Here is a 15,128-nt window from a genome sequence, read left to right as displayed (position 1 = left end):
GCGCCGTTAGAACTCGTCCAGCGTCGCGTTGATGCTCTTCCGTACGTCGACGACCAAGGCATCGAGGTCGAGGCCGAGGACCTCCTCGGTGGCCTGCCCGACGCGGTCGGTCGCCTCCTCGGGCGCGTAGACGCCGAGACGCCACTGCTCGTGTTGGGCGCGGCGGAGCGCACTCACCAGCGTCGACTGCGTTCCGAGCTGTCGCACCTCGCCGCTGACGACGACGCGGCTCGTCGACTCGCGCATCTCCGGCCGGGAGGGAACGTCGAGCACGACCCAATCGGGGTCGACGTTCGCGCGGTCGGCGATGTCCCGCTCGAAGGCCGCGATTTCCTCGTGGTCAGCGTCGACGATGTCGTCAGGAACGTCCCGCAACTCCGCCCACACCGCCCGCTTGTAGAGGTCACGGTCGTCGAGACGCCGTGCGAACTCGGCCGAGTCAGGACAGTCCCGCAAGGCGACGGTGAGGTCGCGGTCGTCCATCCGACGGACCGTTCCGGCGTCAGCGGCCCCCGACGACAGAAGCGCCTCCGTGCCCCGCCGGAGCATCGCCTTCGAGATACGGGCGACGTGGTGGTTGTACACGACGGGATTCATCAGCGCACGGGCGAGCAGCAGCGATTCGGCCGTCTGGACGTTGCCGTCGGCGAGCACGAGTTCGCCGTCGACGAACCGCAACTCCCGGACCAGCCGTCCCGTGTCGATAGTGCCGTACGGGACGCCGGTGTGGTGGGCGTCGCGAACGAGGTAGTCCATGCGGTCGACGTCGAGCTCCCCGGAGACCAACTGGCCAAACTCGCCGTCGCCGGAGACGAGGCCGGCGACTCTCGTGGGGTCTATGTCGTGAAGCGCGAGGACGCGAGCGATTTCGCCGTCGGTCAAGAGGTCCTCGACCTCGTCGTGGTACTTTCCGGTGTGGCGGGCGACCAACTCCTCGATGTTGTGGCTGAATGGGCTGTGGCCGATGTCGTGGAGGATGGCGGCGGCGCGGACCCGCTCGGCTCGCTTGCCCACGATGCCGAGGTGGTCGAGCGCGCGCGTGGCGAGGTGATAGACGCCGAGTGAGTGTTCGAAGCGGGTGTGGTTGGCGCTCGGATAGACGAGTTCGACGGTGCCGAGCTGCTTGATGCGTCGGAGGCGCTGGACGGCGGGGGTGTCGAGGAGGTCCTCGGCGACCCCGTCGACGGCGATGTGGTCGTGGACGCTGTCCTTTATCGTCGCCATTACGCCCGCCTTTCGACGGCATCAGATAAAAACCGTCGTGCAGCTACGCGGGCTCGTCGTGTGCCTGTGACTCTCTTTTCCGGTTACGACTCCTCCGAGAGGAACTCCAACGTTGTTTCGTCGCGCTCACCGTCGTAATACTGCTCTAAAGCGGTCCAAAACGGGGAGGCATCATCCGCGACCGCTTCGAAGAGCGTCATCGATGAGCGGAATTTCAAATCGTCGGGTGACCCGAAGACCTCGTGTGCCGAGCGCCCATCGATGTCGTTTACGAGTTCCGTACACTCGCGCAACCGTGGGCCCAATATCGGATGTTCCAGATAGGCTTCGGCCTCTTCGCGCGAGGCGATTGCATATCGCTGTGCCTTCCGACTACTGCCGAGACCGGCAACCTGCGGAAAAATAAACCACATCCAATGGCCGCGCTTCTCCCCCGAACCGAGTTCCTGTTTAACCTGTGCTATCACCGGATTCTGCGCCTCGACGAAGCGCTGCAAATCGTACGGACCCCCCAAACCAGCCATTACGACGCAGTGTAGAACGGATTGTCAGATATACTCTTGGTTCAGAGTCAAAACGGGGCACAGGAAGCCGTTCTTCACGCTTGATGCGGACTACTGCTCGCCGGACTCGTGTGGAATCCAACCCCTGGGCACGTGTCGGTACCGTCTAACGGCGCACCACAGAGAACGCAGTTCAGGCCCTCGAACGGCTGTCAGAGAAGCCGACCGAGGAAGACATCGACGAACGTGAAAAATATCGGGAGCAGAAGCGAGGAAATCAGGCGGACGATGATTCCCACCGAAAGCGGATAGAGGCTCACGCTATCGTACTCGTTGAACTCGTCACGGAGTCGCTGCATCTCGAGCCGTGTCGCCACTTCGTCAAGCGTCCCTGTGTCGTCTGTCGTCCCGTCGGATTCCTCGAGATTGGCGGCTTGCCGCTGTAGCTGCCTGATTTTCCGCCGGCGGTTCTCGAGTTCTTGCTCCTGGATGGCTCGGGCGCGCCGATTCACGTACACGGTGGGATAGACGAACGACACCCCGATAGCGACGACATAGATGCCCACCGCGAGATATACGACGGCACGATACCCGCCCTCCGTGCCGAGCAGGAACGCCAACGGAAGGGCCAACGACCCGACCGAAATCAGCATCGTCGTCCAGATCGCAAGGTGGCCGATCATGCTCAATCCCCCGAGGCCATCCGGGTGGAGTGGCTCGATCTGCAAGTCCAGTTCTCCCACCGCACGAATCGTCCGAACCGCGGTTACTGCACCGTGGAACCCGATACCCGTAATCAGTCCCCACCAGACCGCAAACAGCAGATAGGTCCACAGCGCGGGGTCGCTGAAGCCCTCGATGCCGACTGTCTCGAAGTAGCCGATATTCAGCCCGACCAAGCCGACGATCAGGGCCGTCCACGGCACGACGAAGTACCACGAGCGGGTGGTGAAGATGCGCTTGTACTGCTCGCCGGTGCGCTGGACGGCCGTCGGGTTCGTCGCTAAATCGGCACTCTCCTCGACGAACGTCGGGAAGACACGCACGTCCCAGTACCAGATGGCTGCAGGGCCGATAACGGGAACGCCCATCGCCAACAGGTGGGCGATGAGGAAGTCCCTCGGCATTCGACCCTCCGCCAATACGAAAAACAGGGCAGTCAGGAACACCGGGACCATCCCCAACGTAAGCGTCCCGCTTACGAGCGGCGGCAACCCGAGGCGGTCCTGAATCCTGTCAATAAGTCGAGTGACCCATATCCGGGACAGCGTCCCACCTTGTTGGCCCATTGTAAGGCCATGCGGACAGAACTGGCTTCAAATTATGGCCGGTGGAACCGGCGATGATAGCAACGAGGCAGATTTCATCTCCGTCGCCGTTCTACGTGGTCGTATGAACGTCACGGTCTACGGGGAACTCCGTGCAGCGACGGGCAGCAAGACCGTCGAACTCGATGTCAGCCCCGAGACGGTCGCGAACGTACTCACCGCGTTCATCGACGCCTATCCCCGCGCTCGCTCGGATATCTTGGACGACGCCGGCGAGGTCCGGCCGAGCGTCCGCGTCATGGTCGACGGCGAGCGTGCCGACCTCGGCGACGACTGTCCGTCGGATGCGACAGTACAGCTCTTTCCCGCGATGCAGGGCGGCGCGAAAGACGAGAGCTAAGGATTTGCAGGGGACCGTACACCTCTCGTCTACAGGCCGTAGTGGTTTCGAACGGCCTCCTCGAGGCCGCACTGCTCGAGGAGGTCGGTCGGCGCCAGCATCGACAACTGTACGACGCCGGGGAGGCGAGCGATTTCGACGCCGCCCGAGAACGTACAGCGAGCGCGGACTTCCCCTTCGGTCATGCCGAAGAGGGTGCCCGCTCGTTCGAACGCGTTATCCGTCGCGTCGTTGATGGTCGCACCGCTGCCGATAATCTGAATCGGTGCCGCATCGTGCACCTCGTCGACGCTGTACTCGTCGGCGAGGGTGTCGCCGGCCTCGCGTTCGGCGTCCGTGTAGGGCCTCGCAATATCCGGCAGGTCCGATTCGTTCGGAAGCAGCAGTGGCCCGTCGATATCGAGGCCCTTGATGACCTCGACTTCGAGTTCGGTCCGGCCGCTAACGTCCGTCGTGTGCAATGAGAGTTCGCCGTCGCCCTGGTTGGCATGGAGGTCGCCGACGTAGAGGCCTGCGCCATCGATTTTCACCGGACAGATGAGCGTCGCGCCGGGCCGGACGTCGTTGGAGTCCATGTGGCCGTCGGTCCGGTCGGCGAGGGCATCTTCGTCGGGCAGTCCCCAGTCGTGGTCGGCGCCGATGAGGAACTGCCCGAAGTCGCCGGCGTTGTGGGAGTCCGGGAGTTCTCGCGACGGCGTCGTTCCGATGTTCCCGATGAACGGCCGGAGGTGGCCGAGCGTGCCCGGAATCCCGTCGGGCTTGTACAACAGAATCGGATGCTGGCGAGAGTTCTCCGGCAACGCCATCGCCTCGTGGGCGCGGTTGGCGAGGTCGTCGGCCCCATCGGAACCGACAGTGAGGCCGACCGAGCGGTCCTCGTCGAAGGCGACGGTGTAGCCGAACTCGAAGCCGAACGACGAGGCGTTGGCGCCACATTCGGCACACCGGATTGCGTCCTCGCCGGTTCCCTCGACGACGCTGTCGGGCCACTCCGTCCCGCATTCCGGACAGACGTGGTCGACGAACGGGTCGTCACCGAAGGCCCCCTCGCGTTCGGCCATGCTACCGGTGCTGGTCGCGACGCTGGTCACCTCGACGTCTTTGATACGGACCACGAGAGCGTCCCCGGGTTCGGCGTTCTCGACGCGAATCGGACGTGTGACTTCGTGGCCGCCGCGGAACTCCGGCGTAATCATCGGTCCCCAGCAGGCCGGTGGGGTGTGCGTTCGAATGGTACCGCCGTCGGCGACCGTGCCCGCCCACTCCTGGTCGGGACCGACGAGACCGAGTGTATACTGGTCTACTTCGAGTTCTTTCTGGACTTGCTGAGACATCGCCCTAGTGTGTTAGTTGGTCCCAAGCTTAAAACCGATTCTCGGTCGGTTGACCTGACGGACGGATGTCGGGTCTCGAAAGCCATCGGTGCGGTGGCGTTCGGCGTTCACAGCAGAAACACGAACACTGGATAGGAGGTGACAATCGCCAGTGACGGCGTCAACACCCACATCGTTACGATACGCTTGGCCGCTTTCGGATCGAAGAGACTCCGCTCGTCGAGGTCCGCCGGTCCCTCCGCGCCGACGGCCGGGACGTCCGGGATCTCCTCCGACTTTTCTGCCGGTTTCTCCTGTCGAGCAATATCCCCGATGGTCGGGCCGGCGGGAGCGTCCTCGGCGCGTGAGGTGACTAAGGCTCCTGTCGCGAGTTCCACGTCCGGCCGCTCGGGTGTTGGCGTCGCTAGCTCCGCCAGTGTCGCCGCTCGGCTCGACCGACCCCACCCGAGTCCGATGATCGTCGACGTCGTACTTACCGCGAGACTCGCGGGAATGCCGAAATAGGAGAGAATCGTGATTACGGTCCCACCGACCACGGAGACGATCAGTGACGCGAGAATCGGTAGTTCCGTAATGTTGCTTCCAACCGTCTCCAGCGTGCGACGGGCGATCGTGAAACTCCCCAACCCGAACGCTGCCACCGCGAGCAGGACGCCCTGATCGACGGTGAGCGATCCACCCGCACCGACGAGGGGAGCCACGGCGTTCGCCGCATTCGACGCCCCTGCCGAGAACGCCATATAGCAGGCGATAATGACTACCGAAAGTGACCCGACGATATCCTGTGGTGAGGCGTTCACATTCACGTACGGACGCGGAATCGTCCCCGATCGGTCGAGTTGGATGAAGTGGAGGTTGAACGTCGTGAACGCGATGTACCGGTCGAGATACGGGTAGACGTAGCGTCCGACCACGAACCCGATAAGAAAGCTCAACAGCGGTGCGGCGATCCACGCCGAGACGATAACGAACATAAGCGCCTGATTGAGCGTGCCGGAGGCGAGGCCCAATCCGACGATGGCGCCAACAGCCGTCATCGAGGTAGAGGCTGGAACGCCATAGAGATTCGAGATGAACAACGACGCGCCTGTGAAAAACAGGACGGCAACGCTTGCAGCGGGGGTGAACTGGGTTGCCGGCACGATACTGCTGCTCATCGTCGCGATGACGTTCCGACCGACGGTCCACGCACCGAAAAAGGCGAATCCGATGAACAAGCCCGCTGCGGTCGTCTTCCGAACGAGCCGCGAGCCGACTGCCGGACCGAACGCCACGCCCGTCGATGAGCCCCCTATGTTGAACCCGACGAATACGGCGACAACGATTCCGACGACGGTTAGCAGCATCACCATCGTTTCGTATCTGAGTCAACGTTGTCCGACTCGCATATATAATTCCTGCAGCCAACTCCGGGTTGGTCCTGGATAGTTTACTCTCGGCAGGTCTCATAGAAAGCAGGATCGGCGAGTACCTATGTGCCTACACCTTCGACGGGAGCGTTCAGATGCGGTGACTCCCTGCGAAGGCGAATGATAGAAGCAACCAGCGGTCCCGCGCGGTACGTGACATATTCGGTGCTTGAACTCGTGGGCTACGTATGGTCAGCGACCGACTCACCGTCTCTCTAGACGAGAACTCACGAAAATCTCTGGACGACCTCGTCAATCGAACTGGAAAAGGGCAAAGCGAACTCGTTCGACGTGCCCTCGTGTTCTATGCGGCGAACTTCCAGGCGGCGAGTACGGACGTAAGCGGTACACTGGAGGAGTACCACAAGATGCTCGCGAGCGGTGAACACGTCCTGCTCGATATCGACTTCCTACATTGTCTCCTGGAATACGCAATCGAAGACATCGACGACCCTGATCCCGAGTTCGTTGAAGCAATCGACCAGGTAGCCCGCTTTCACGCAGCAGAGTACCAGGACCGTTTTACCAGTTTAGAAGAACTGCTCGATTGGCTCTCTGTCTGCGGGTTTCTCACGGTTCGTGAAACGGACGAGAACACCTACCATGTCGTGTTCCCGTCTCAGCAACTCCGCTGGTTCATGACGCGGTTCGTACAGGAGAGCACGGCCGGATTGCCGTTCGAACTCGAAATCGAGGAGGGCGTCTCGAAGGTCATATTCAAAGAATTCCCCACCGACGACTGAATTCATATCGATTCATACGAGAGATGGCGTCCCTCTTAACAACGTTTTTGCAGATTCTACTGCTGAGTGTGAACAAGAGACAAATGCACGACCAGATAACGACTCCAACCAAGTCGGAGGTGTGTTGACGTGACTACCCCACACGTCGGCGTCGACGTCGGAGGGACGTTCACTGACGTGGTGTTAGCGACAGCGGATGGCTTGACGACAGCGAAAGTTCCCTCTACGGCAGACCAAAGTGAGGGGGTGTTTACTGGAATCCAAAAAGCGTGTCAGAAGGCCGAACTCGACGTCGAAGATATCGAGGTGTTCACACACGCGATGACGGTATCGGTGAACGCGCTACTGGAAGGTGACGGAGCAAAGACGGCGCTGGTGACGACGGAAGGCTTCCGGGACGTGCTTGAAATCGGACGACAGACTCGTCCGGATTTGTACGACCTTTCGGCCGAGCGTACCGAACCGTTAGTCCCACGTCGACGCCGGTTCGAACTCGACGAGCGAACAACCCCCGAAGGCGTCAAGCAAGAGGTCGATCTTGCAGCCGTCGACGAATTGAGCGACCAGCTTGCGTCGGCAGAAAGCATCGCTGTCTCTCTGTTGCACTCCTACGCTGACCCCTCCAATGAGTCAGGTATTGCAGAGCGCCTTCGCGACCAGTTCGATATACCAGTATCCGCGTCGCACGAGATCCTCCCCGCATTCCGCGAGTATGAACGGACTTCAACGACAGTTGTGAACGCCTACGTTCGGCCTGCAATCGATTCGTATCTGGGGCGGGTCACAAGCGAAGCAGAAACCCTCGGCGTTCCAGAGCCGCGTGTGATGCAGTCCAACGGCGGTATCGCTGACCCCGAAACAGTTCGTGAACATGCGGTAACGACGGTCCTTTCGGGGCCTGCGGCGGGTGTGGTTGGTGCCGCAGCCAGTGCAGAATCAGCGATATCGGCGGCCGGTCTTAACGGACTCGTGACGTTCGATATGGGCGGAACCTCGAGCGATGTGAGTCTTGTTCGTGACGGCGACGTTGCACGGACGACGTCGGCCGAGATAGGCGGCCACCCTATCGCGACGCCGATGGTCGATGTGACGACCGTGGGCTCCGGTGGCGGAAGCATCGCCTGGGTCGACGCCGGGGGCGCATTGCGCGTCGGGCCCGAGTCGTCCGGTGCCCAACCCGGTCCAGCGTGTTACGGACGTGGCGGAACGAAACCGACGGTTACGGATGCGAACGTGGTCCTCGGATACATCGGGGAAGACGCAGCTCTCGGTGGCGAGGTCTCGCTCGATGTCGATGCCGCCCGCGAGGCCTTGGCTTCGTTAGCTGATGAAGCGGGACTCGATTCGGCACTGGAGGCTGCAGCAGGCGTGTACCGCGTTGCCAATGCGAAGATGACACGCGCGATTCGGTCGGTCACCGTCGAGCGAGGCCACGACCCGCGGGAGTTCGGATTGGTCGCCTTCGGGGGCGCTGGACCGATGCACGCCGCTGCGCTGGCAGATCGTCTAGAGATGGACCGGGTCATCATCCCACTGGCAGGTGGTGTGTTGTCCGCCTTTGGCCTGTTGGGTGCCGACGAGAAACACGACAGAATGCGAACGCATCGAACACTGCTCGACGACGCAGACGTCTCTCGACTCGAGTCGATATACGAAGCACTGACCGATGAAGTGCTAGACGATGTCGAAACCACCGGTACCCCAATTGTCGAACGAACAGCCGAACTCCGGTATGCGGGACAGAGTTTCGAGTTAGCTATCGACGTTACCGACCCCGTTAACTTGGACGCCGTCGCGACTCGATTCGGTGCGGCTCACGAACAGGCCTACGGATATCGGATGGACGAGCCGGTCGAGTTAGTCACGCTCGGGGTCTCCGCCCGTGTCGAACACGAATCTCCACCAACGCAGTACGAGGGAACGGACAGCTCCAGTGTCGGCACCCGTGACGGATATTTCGATGGCGAACGTTACGATGTTTCCATCTGGAATCGAGATACGGTTCAGGTCGGGACGTCGATTACCGGGCCTGCAGTTCTCGAAGACAACGAAAGTACGGCCGTCGTGCCGCCCGGATGGTCCGGTTCAGTGCACGACGATGGCGGGCTCGTGCTCGAGCGAGGTGAGACACGATGAATCTCGACGCCGTTACGCTTGAGGTCGTGCGAAATCAGCTAGAGGGAATCGCCGATGAGATGGGGGATGTGCTCATCCACGGTGCGTATTCTCCGAACATCAAAGAACGGCAGGATTGCTCGACGGCCTTGTTCGATGCACGCGGCCGGATGGTTGCCCAAGCCGAGCACATCCCAGTCCATTTGGGCGCTATGCCCGAAGCGGTTTACGCAGTCCGCGACCGGAACCCGGTGCCTGGAGAGGCATACGTCTTGAACGATCCGTTTACGGGCGGGACCCATCTCCCCGACGTGACGATCGTCGCGCCGATTGACGTGGAGGGAGAAATCATCGGGTACGGCGTCACCCGGGCACACCACGGCGATATCGGCGGGATGACGCCGGGAAGTATGCCGGCCGGCGCGACGGAAATCTATCAGGAAGGTCTTCGGTTGCCAGTCGTGAGACTCGTCTCTGAGGAGAACATAAACGCGGAGGTGATGGACCTCGTTCTGGCGAACGTTCGGAACCCGAATGAGCGCCGTGCAGACATTCGTGCGCAACTCGCAGCGAACGACCGCGCTATCGAGCGGGTTCGCGAACTCGTCGAGAAACACGGCTGGCCGACGGTCGAGGCGGCGTTCGATGCGGTTATCGACTACTCGCGAAAGCGCATCGAAAACGAACTCGAGGAGATTCCGGACGGCGTTTATCGAGCCAGCGACCGACTCGAGGGCGACGGTGTGACCGAAGAGGAGATTCCAATTGAGGTGACCGTAACGGTTGATGACGCCACAGTCGATGTGGATTTCTCTGGAACATCCAGCCAAGTTGCAGGGAATATGAACGCACCGCTGGCCGTTGCGAAGAGTGCGGTGTATTTCGTCGTCCGAGCCGTCACGGACCCGGATATCCCGCCGACAGCGGGCTGTTACCAACCGATTTCGGTTCGGGTTCCCGAAGGTTCGTTGCTCAATCCGACCCATCCCGCTGCCGTCGTCGGCGGGAACGTGGAAACAAGCCAGCGAGTCACCGACGTGGTGCTGGATGCCTTTGCAGAGGCGGTTCCAGAGCGCGTCCCTGCACAAAGCCAGGGGACGATGAACAATCTCATCATCGGGACCCGAAACGGCGATGGGTTCACGTACTACGAGACGATTGGTGGCGGGTTCGGCGGGCGTGCAACCAGTGACGGAATCGACGGCGTCCAAGTAGGCATGACGAACACACTCAACACACCGATTGAAGCGCTCGAAGCGGAGTATCCGATGCGTGTCGAGCGGTACGAACTAAGAGACGGCAGTGGCGGTGACGGAAAACACCGTGGCGGCCTCGGTATCGAACGCTCGATTACCGTCGAGACGGCTGCGACGGTATCCCTGTTGACGGAGCGCCGAAAATTCCCACCACGGGGCAGCCACGGCGGGGCGGATGGAACGACGGGTGCGAATCTGATTGACGGGTCACCAGTGCCGGCGAAGACGACAGTTGATATCGATGCTGGGTCAACTGTTACGGTCAAAACACCGGGCGGTGGCGGCTACGGCGACCCGACGGAACGGTCGGCCGCCGAATGTGCCGAAGACCGAATCGATGGGAAGACTGGTGATGACGATGAGTAATCCGGCCATCTCTCATCGATTGAATGAGCTGACGTGGGAGGATGTGGAGACGTATCTCGAGGATGAACCGTCGCCGACGGTTATCGTTCCGATTGGGTCGACCGAGCAGCATGGCCCTCATCTGCCGCTTGGTGTCGATGCAATGCAAGCAGAAACGCTCGGAGACGGCATCGCCGAACGCGCCGACGTTCTCGTCGCTCCAGCAATCCCATACGGTGACGCAGGCCACCATCTCGAGTTCCCAGGGACGATCTCGCTGTCGACAGAGACCACGACATCAGTGCTGGTCGATGTCTATGAGAGCCTCATCGGTCACGGTTTCGAGAACATCATCACCGTCAACGGCCATCGCGTCGCGAATCTCACGGCGATCGACACAGCGAGCAAGCGCCTCGTAGATGAGCATCCGGACGTGTTCTTTGCGACACTTGATCCACTTCGGTTCGGCGTTGAGATCCACACCGATCTTCGCGACGGTGGCTCCGAAGATGGAATGCATGGTGGCGAGTTCGAAACCTCATTCATGCAGTTCCATTACCCGGACCTTGTCCGAGAATCGAAGTTCGAGAAGGAAACGAGTGAGACGTTCTCACAGTTCCAATCGAACAATCTCGTGGGGAACGGTGATCGAATCCTCTCACCGAGCAGCGGACACGATCCAGCGGCAGGACATCTCGGCCACGTGGGGGATCCGACGAACGCCTCAGCAGCGAAGGGAGAGCAGTTGTACGAACGGCTCGTAACAGATGCGGTCACCTTCCTCGACGAGCTTGCCGAACATCGCTCGGCGAGTAGTTCGTAGAGTGGGGTTCGACGCTCAGGTGCCGGGACTTCGGAGAGAACGTCCTGGCTCCCGGGCCGGGACGATCACTCCACGTTGCTGTCCGATGAGAGCGTATTCAGCATTGCCCTGATTGACCGCTCCATCGCACCGTAACTCATGCTCGGAGAAACCTCATCACGGCGGGCAACCTGGTCATGTGTGAACGGTACGTGAACAAACCCCGACCGGATGGAGAGGTCGTTTGTTTCGATGTAGTGCCGCGTAGCGTAGAGAATATTGTTACAGAGATGCGTTCCTGCAGTGTTCGAAACCCGAGCGGGGACGCCAACGTCTTTCGACGCAGCGACTAGCTCTCTGATAGGGACTGTCGCAAAGTAGGCGGTCGGCCCATCACGGTCAACAGGCGTATCGACGGGAGAACACTCAGCATTGTCCGGAACATCACCCGCATCTCGGACGTTGATGCCGACTCGTTCGACGGAGATCGCCTCTCGTTCCGGCATCAATCCCGTTGAGAGGATCGAATCCGGAGCGTGAGCGTCGATCTCGTTGATAACCATTGGCAACGCCTCATCGAAGACAACAGGCAGCTCACGACCAACGATCGTGTATTCGCCGACTGTCTCTCCATCGAGGGCGTGTGCGATTCGCGCCGAGGGATTCGTCTCGTACGATCCGAACGGTTCGTATCCAGTGAGCAGTAACGTGTTCATGACTCGGTTGTCTTGAGTGTAAAGTACCCAATGACGACGAGGAGGATACTCGATACTACGACTGTAAGTCCAGAGATAGCATACACCGTTGGGTCCACTCCGAGGTTCTGGACTCGGCTCAACACGTAAGTCGGGAGCGTATCAGTTGGTCCTCGAACCAGCATTGTCCGAGAGAACTCGTTGAACGAGAGCGTGAACGAGAAGATCGCAGCCCCGATTAGCCCGGGCTGTATTCGCGGGAGTTCGACGTCCCGGAAGGCCCGCCACTCGTTGGCCCCGAGGTCATAGGCAGCCTCCTTCAGATGTGGATCAAAGCTCGCCATGCTCGTCAGGATGATTATGTAGGCGAACGGGAACGTCCACAGAATGTGACCGATGAGCATTGTCCAGATCGACAGGGAAACGCCAATGAGTTCAAAATAGACCGCAAGACCAAGCCCAACGCTGACGCCAGGCATGAAAATCGGGAGTAGGAAAAATCCGATTACCAAATCGCGACGAGCGACGTTTCTCGTCCCCGCTGCTGCAAGGAATGCCAGTGGCGTCGTCACGACGGCAGTCAGCAAGCCAAGTTGGACGGAAACACCGAGTGCTGAAAGCAGACTTCCGTTTGCGAAGAGCTGAGAGTACCACTTGAGCGTGGGTGACGTCGGTATCTGGGTCAATCCGTCGGGGTGCATCGAAATTGGGAGAAGATACGCTAACGGCAGAAGCAGAACGAACACGACTGCCGCAGTGTAGAGTGCGAACAGTCGGTTGACGGTCTGCTCGGAAACCTCCGGGAGTTTCGCCAGTATCCCTCGTTTCATTTCGCTCATTAGTGCGTCCCTCCGAGGCTGACAAGTCGGTCGATGTCAAAGAAGTGGGACCACAGTCCTAGGAGGACCAGCATCGTTGCAATCGAGATACTGCTGATGGCAGCTGCAAGCGGATAATTCAGGACTCCAAGTACACTCGTGATCGACGTACCAACTGTCGAGAAGCCGCTTCCACCGAGTAGTTGCGGGATGGCTGTCTCGCCGAACGCCGTAACGAACGAGAAGATACTTGCCGCGAAGACACCGGGGAGCGACAGCGGGACTGTTACTCGTCGAAAGGTCGTGACAGGATGAGCGCCGAGGTCAGCACTCGCCTCTAACAGCGAGTCGTCGATCGTTCGGAGTGAGAGCCAGACCGGGAAGATTACGAACGGCAGCGTTGCCGTGACGAGTCCGATAACGACGGCGACTTCGGAGAACAGGAGCCAGTCGAGCGGAGCGTTAACGAGACCCACTGCCACGAGGGTCTGGTTCACGAGGCCCTCACGACCGAGGAGGAACCGCCACGAAAGCGTTCGAACGACACTGCTGATTATAAACGGCAGTACGAACACGAACAAGAGCCCGAAGGCGACATCTTCGTCGAGCCGGCGACCCAAATAGTACGCAACTGGATAGCCGAGACTCAACGAGAGAACCACCGTAATCACACTGAGGCGAAGGCTCTGCAAGTAGACATCTACTCGCCCTGAGGAGAAGAACGCCTCGTAAGACGCGAGCGTGAATCCGGGTTCCATCCAAAACTCGGTTCTGGGCCAGAATCCCCACATGAAGGTCATTACCAACGGGACAACAAAAATCAAAAACAGCGTTGCGACTGCGGGCGCAAGCTGAAGCTGTGGCAGTCTCTGTCGAAGTTCTGTTCGCATATCAGGCGCTTCGGAGCCGCTCCCACTGTTCTTCGTACACTTCCCGCTCGTCGGGCCACCGCTGCTGCCAACTCCCTCCGACCTCGAAGCGTTCGCTGACTCCTTCGTGAATCTCACGAATCTCGTCGGCGTCGAATTCGTCAGATTCCTCCGCGTACTCTATCGCAGCAGGGTTCGTCATGTAGCCCGTCTGTTGGGTTATCGTCGCTCCATACCAGCCGGCAAGGTTCCAGTCAAGGAAGTCGTAGATTGCTTCTTCTCGGGCGTCGGAGCGCTCCTCCTCAGGCCTGACGACGTAGTCGGCGAGTGCCCAAAGGAGGTACCCCTCTTCAGGTTCCGCGTACTCTGCATTGACGCCCTGGTCGCGAAGATCGAAGACGACCGGTTCCCACGTATCCATCACGACGACCTCACCGTTCGACATCAGGTTTACCGCGTTCTCGTATCCGGACCACATCGTCCTGAACTGTCCGGACTCCTTCTGTTCGATGAGGAAGTCGACGACCGTTTCGAACTCCGATGCGGTCATGTTTCGGGGATCCTCGATGTCCTCGATATCGTGGTGGTCGAGATACATCGCCGTCTTTTGGCCGGCAGTCGTGTAATTGTCCTCGATAGCGACTTGGCCAGCGTACTCCTCATCGAAGAGTGCACCGTAGGATGTAATCTCTCCGACCTCATCCGGCAGGTACGCAATCGAGTCACCCTGCCAGACGATCGGGATTCCGTAGATATCACCGTCATGGCTGATGAAGTCCCGACCCTGATCAGTTTCCCAGTAGTCGTACTGGGCATCCCAGTTGTCTAATCGGTCCGTGTCGACTGGCTGAATGGCACCCTCCGATGCAAGCGGCGGCTGAATACCACCAACAGGTCCGAGAACGTCGTAGAGTTCGCGCCCTCCACCGGCGACGAGCGTGCTGAGGAGTTCACCCGGCGTGTTGCTAATCGTCGAGAAACTCAGTTCCCAACCGGTTTCATCCTCGAAGTCGCTCCAATCCCCCGCGTCCGCGGTCGCGATGGCTCCGTATTCGAGCGTACTCGTTTCATCGTCACCGTTGCCACCGCCGATACAGCCCGCCAACCCAGCAGCCAGCGCCGCGGCAGCGGCGCCTTGGGTGACGTACTCACGACGGGACAGGTTTCCGTCTGACATTACCTGACACAGGCGAGCGTCTGTCAATAAGTGTTGTTGTGAACTGTTCATACAACATAGCAGAGATTCATAATTTGGATGAATGGGGAGTATTTCAGACATTGTTACCCCGAATCAACGAGTTGGAGTAACAAACAGGTATAAGCCCGTCAAGGGGGAGGTACCAACAA

At 60.0% G+C, this 15,128-nt stretch carries 14 protein-coding genes; 5 read left to right on the top strand and 9 right to left on the bottom strand.

The genetic code is table 11. The annotated features are described in order from the left end of the window. Positions 1–6: 6 nt before the first annotated feature. The 3 genes from HWX69_RS13105 to HWX69_RS13095 form a co-directional block, all read right to left on the bottom strand. Positions 7–1,224 (bottom strand): HD domain-containing protein, encoded by a 1,218-nt coding sequence (locus HWX69_RS13105; protein WP_178917535.1) that lies wholly within the window; start codon positions 1,222–1,224, stop codon positions 7–9. Between the two features lie 83 nt (positions 1,225–1,307). Then, the gene (locus tag HWX69_RS13100) at positions 1,308–1,748 is read right to left on the bottom strand and encodes a DUF1810 domain-containing protein (RefSeq protein ID WP_178917534.1); all 441 of its coding nucleotides are present in this window, start codon (positions 1,746–1,748) and stop codon (positions 1,308–1,310) included. Between the two features lie 191 nt (positions 1,749–1,939). Beyond that, positions 1,940–3,016: a hypothetical protein gene (locus tag HWX69_RS13095; RefSeq protein ID WP_178917533.1), complete on the bottom strand. Its 1,077-nt coding sequence runs from the start codon at positions 3,014–3,016 to the stop codon at positions 1,940–1,942. A gap of 103 nt (positions 3,017–3,119) precedes the next feature. On the opposite strand from HWX69_RS13095, the gene HWX69_RS13090 reads away from it, so the two are divergent. Next, positions 3,120–3,395: a ubiquitin-like small modifier protein 1 gene (locus HWX69_RS13090; RefSeq protein ID WP_178917532.1), complete on the top strand. Its 276-nt coding sequence runs from the start codon at positions 3,120–3,122 to the stop codon at positions 3,393–3,395. 29 nt (positions 3,396–3,424) lie between these two features. On the opposite strand, the gene HWX69_RS13085 is transcribed toward HWX69_RS13090, so the two are convergent. Together HWX69_RS13085 and HWX69_RS13080 are read right to left on the bottom strand one after the other, a co-directional pair. After that, positions 3,425–4,729, bottom strand: a complete 1,305-nt coding sequence (locus tag HWX69_RS13085) for an acetamidase/formamidase family protein (protein WP_178917531.1) — start codon at positions 4,727–4,729, stop codon at positions 3,425–3,427. Between the two features lie 107 nt (positions 4,730–4,836). Continuing rightward, entirely contained in the window at positions 4,837–6,081 is a 1,245-nt protein-coding gene (locus tag HWX69_RS13080) for an inorganic phosphate transporter (RefSeq protein ID WP_178917530.1), read from the bottom strand. 245 nt (positions 6,082–6,326) lie between these two features. Here HWX69_RS13080 and HWX69_RS13075 point away from each other — a divergent pair, with 245 nt between their 5' ends. The 4 genes from HWX69_RS13075 to HWX69_RS13060 all read left to right on the top strand — a co-directional run bounded on the left by HWX69_RS13075 (position 6,327) and on the right by HWX69_RS13060 (position 11,420). Next, positions 6,327–6,881, top strand: coding sequence for a ribbon-helix-helix protein, CopG family (locus HWX69_RS13075; RefSeq protein ID WP_178917529.1), 555 nt, complete (start codon positions 6,327–6,329; stop codon positions 6,879–6,881). Positions 6,882–7,010: 129 nt separating this feature from the next. Further along, complete coding sequence (locus HWX69_RS13070) at positions 7,011–9,017, top strand: hydantoinase/oxoprolinase family protein (protein ID WP_178917528.1); 2,007 nt, start codon at positions 7,011–7,013, stop codon at positions 9,015–9,017. Next, complete coding sequence (locus HWX69_RS13065) at positions 9,014–10,618, top strand: hydantoinase B/oxoprolinase family protein (RefSeq protein ID WP_178917527.1); 1,605 nt, start codon at positions 9,014–9,016, stop codon at positions 10,616–10,618. The genes HWX69_RS13070 and HWX69_RS13065 overlap by 4 nt, the downstream gene beginning before the upstream one ends. After that, a complete protein-coding gene (locus HWX69_RS13060; RefSeq protein ID WP_178917526.1) occupies positions 10,605–11,420 on the top strand; it encodes a creatininase family protein in 816 nt (271 codons plus the stop codon). Before HWX69_RS13065 ends, HWX69_RS13060 begins: the two co-directional genes overlap by 14 nt. Before the next feature lie 65 nt (positions 11,421–11,485). Here the strand turns inward: HWX69_RS13060 and pcp are convergent, their stop codons facing one another. The 4 genes from pcp to HWX69_RS13040 all read right to left on the bottom strand — a co-directional run bounded on the left by pcp (position 11,486) and on the right by HWX69_RS13040 (position 14,958). After that, on the bottom strand, positions 11,486–12,115 hold the full coding sequence (gene pcp / locus HWX69_RS13055) for a pyroglutamyl-peptidase I (protein WP_178917525.1): 630 nt from the start codon (positions 12,113–12,115) through the stop codon (positions 11,486–11,488). Continuing rightward, complete coding sequence (locus HWX69_RS13050) at positions 12,112–12,933, bottom strand: ABC transporter permease (protein WP_178917524.1); 822 nt, start codon at positions 12,931–12,933, stop codon at positions 12,112–12,114. The genes pcp and HWX69_RS13050 overlap by 4 nt, the downstream gene beginning before the upstream one ends. After that, entirely contained in the window at positions 12,933–13,712 is a 780-nt protein-coding gene (locus HWX69_RS13045; protein WP_178917523.1) for an ABC transporter permease, read from the bottom strand. Before HWX69_RS13045 ends, HWX69_RS13050 begins: the two co-directional genes overlap by 1 nt. Before the next feature lie 91 nt (positions 13,713–13,803). Then, on the bottom strand, positions 13,804–14,958 hold the full coding sequence (locus HWX69_RS13040) for an ABC transporter substrate-binding protein (RefSeq protein WP_178917522.1): 1,155 nt from the start codon (positions 14,956–14,958) through the stop codon (positions 13,804–13,806). Between the last annotated feature and the right edge of the window lie 170 nt (positions 14,959–15,128).

The sequence above is a fragment of the Natronomonas gomsonensis genome, assembly GCF_013391635.1.
Taxonomy (GTDB): Archaea; Halobacteriota; Halobacteria; order Halobacteriales; family Haloarculaceae; genus Natronomonas; species Natronomonas gomsonensis_A.
The sequence above is the reverse complement of the archived record's forward strand: the minus strand, read 5'-3'. Positions and strand labels throughout refer to the sequence as shown.

Coding starts and splice junctions, on each gene's coding strand:
- HWX69_RS13080 (WP_178917530.1), bottom strand. CDS start 6,081: ATGGTGATGCTGCTAACCGTCGTCGGAATCGTTGTCGCCGTATTCGTC.
- HWX69_RS13045 (WP_178917523.1), bottom strand. CDS start 13,712: ATGACCTTCATGTGGGGATTCTGGCCCAGAACCGAGTTTTGGATGGAA.
- pcp (WP_178917525.1), bottom strand. CDS start 12,115: ATGAACACGTTACTGCTCACTGGATACGAACCGTTCGGATCGTACGAG.
- HWX69_RS13065 (WP_178917527.1), top strand. CDS start 9,014: ATGAATCTCGACGCCGTTACGCTTGAGGTCGTGCGAAATCAGCTAGAG.
- HWX69_RS13040 (WP_178917522.1), bottom strand. CDS start 14,958: ATGTCAGACGGAAACCTGTCCCGTCGTGAGTACGTCACCCAAGGCGCC.
- HWX69_RS13060 (WP_178917526.1), top strand. CDS start 10,605: ATGACGATGAGTAATCCGGCCATCTCTCATCGATTGAATGAGCTGACG.
- HWX69_RS13050 (WP_178917524.1), bottom strand. CDS start 12,933: ATGAGCGAAATGAAACGAGGGATACTGGCGAAACTCCCGGAGGTTTCC.
- HWX69_RS13075 (WP_178917529.1), top strand. CDS start 6,327: ATGGTCAGCGACCGACTCACCGTCTCTCTAGACGAGAACTCACGAAAA.
- HWX69_RS13095 (WP_178917533.1), bottom strand. CDS start 3,016: ATGGGCCAACAAGGTGGGACGCTGTCCCGGATATGGGTCACTCGACTT.
- HWX69_RS13085 (WP_178917531.1), bottom strand. CDS start 4,729: ATGTCTCAGCAAGTCCAGAAAGAACTCGAAGTAGACCAGTATACACTC.
- HWX69_RS13090 (WP_178917532.1), top strand. CDS start 3,120: ATGAACGTCACGGTCTACGGGGAACTCCGTGCAGCGACGGGCAGCAAG.
- HWX69_RS13100 (WP_178917534.1), bottom strand. CDS start 1,748: ATGGCTGGTTTGGGGGGTCCGTACGATTTGCAGCGCTTCGTCGAGGCG.
- HWX69_RS13105 (WP_178917535.1), bottom strand. CDS start 1,224: ATGGCGACGATAAAGGACAGCGTCCACGACCACATCGCCGTCGACGGG.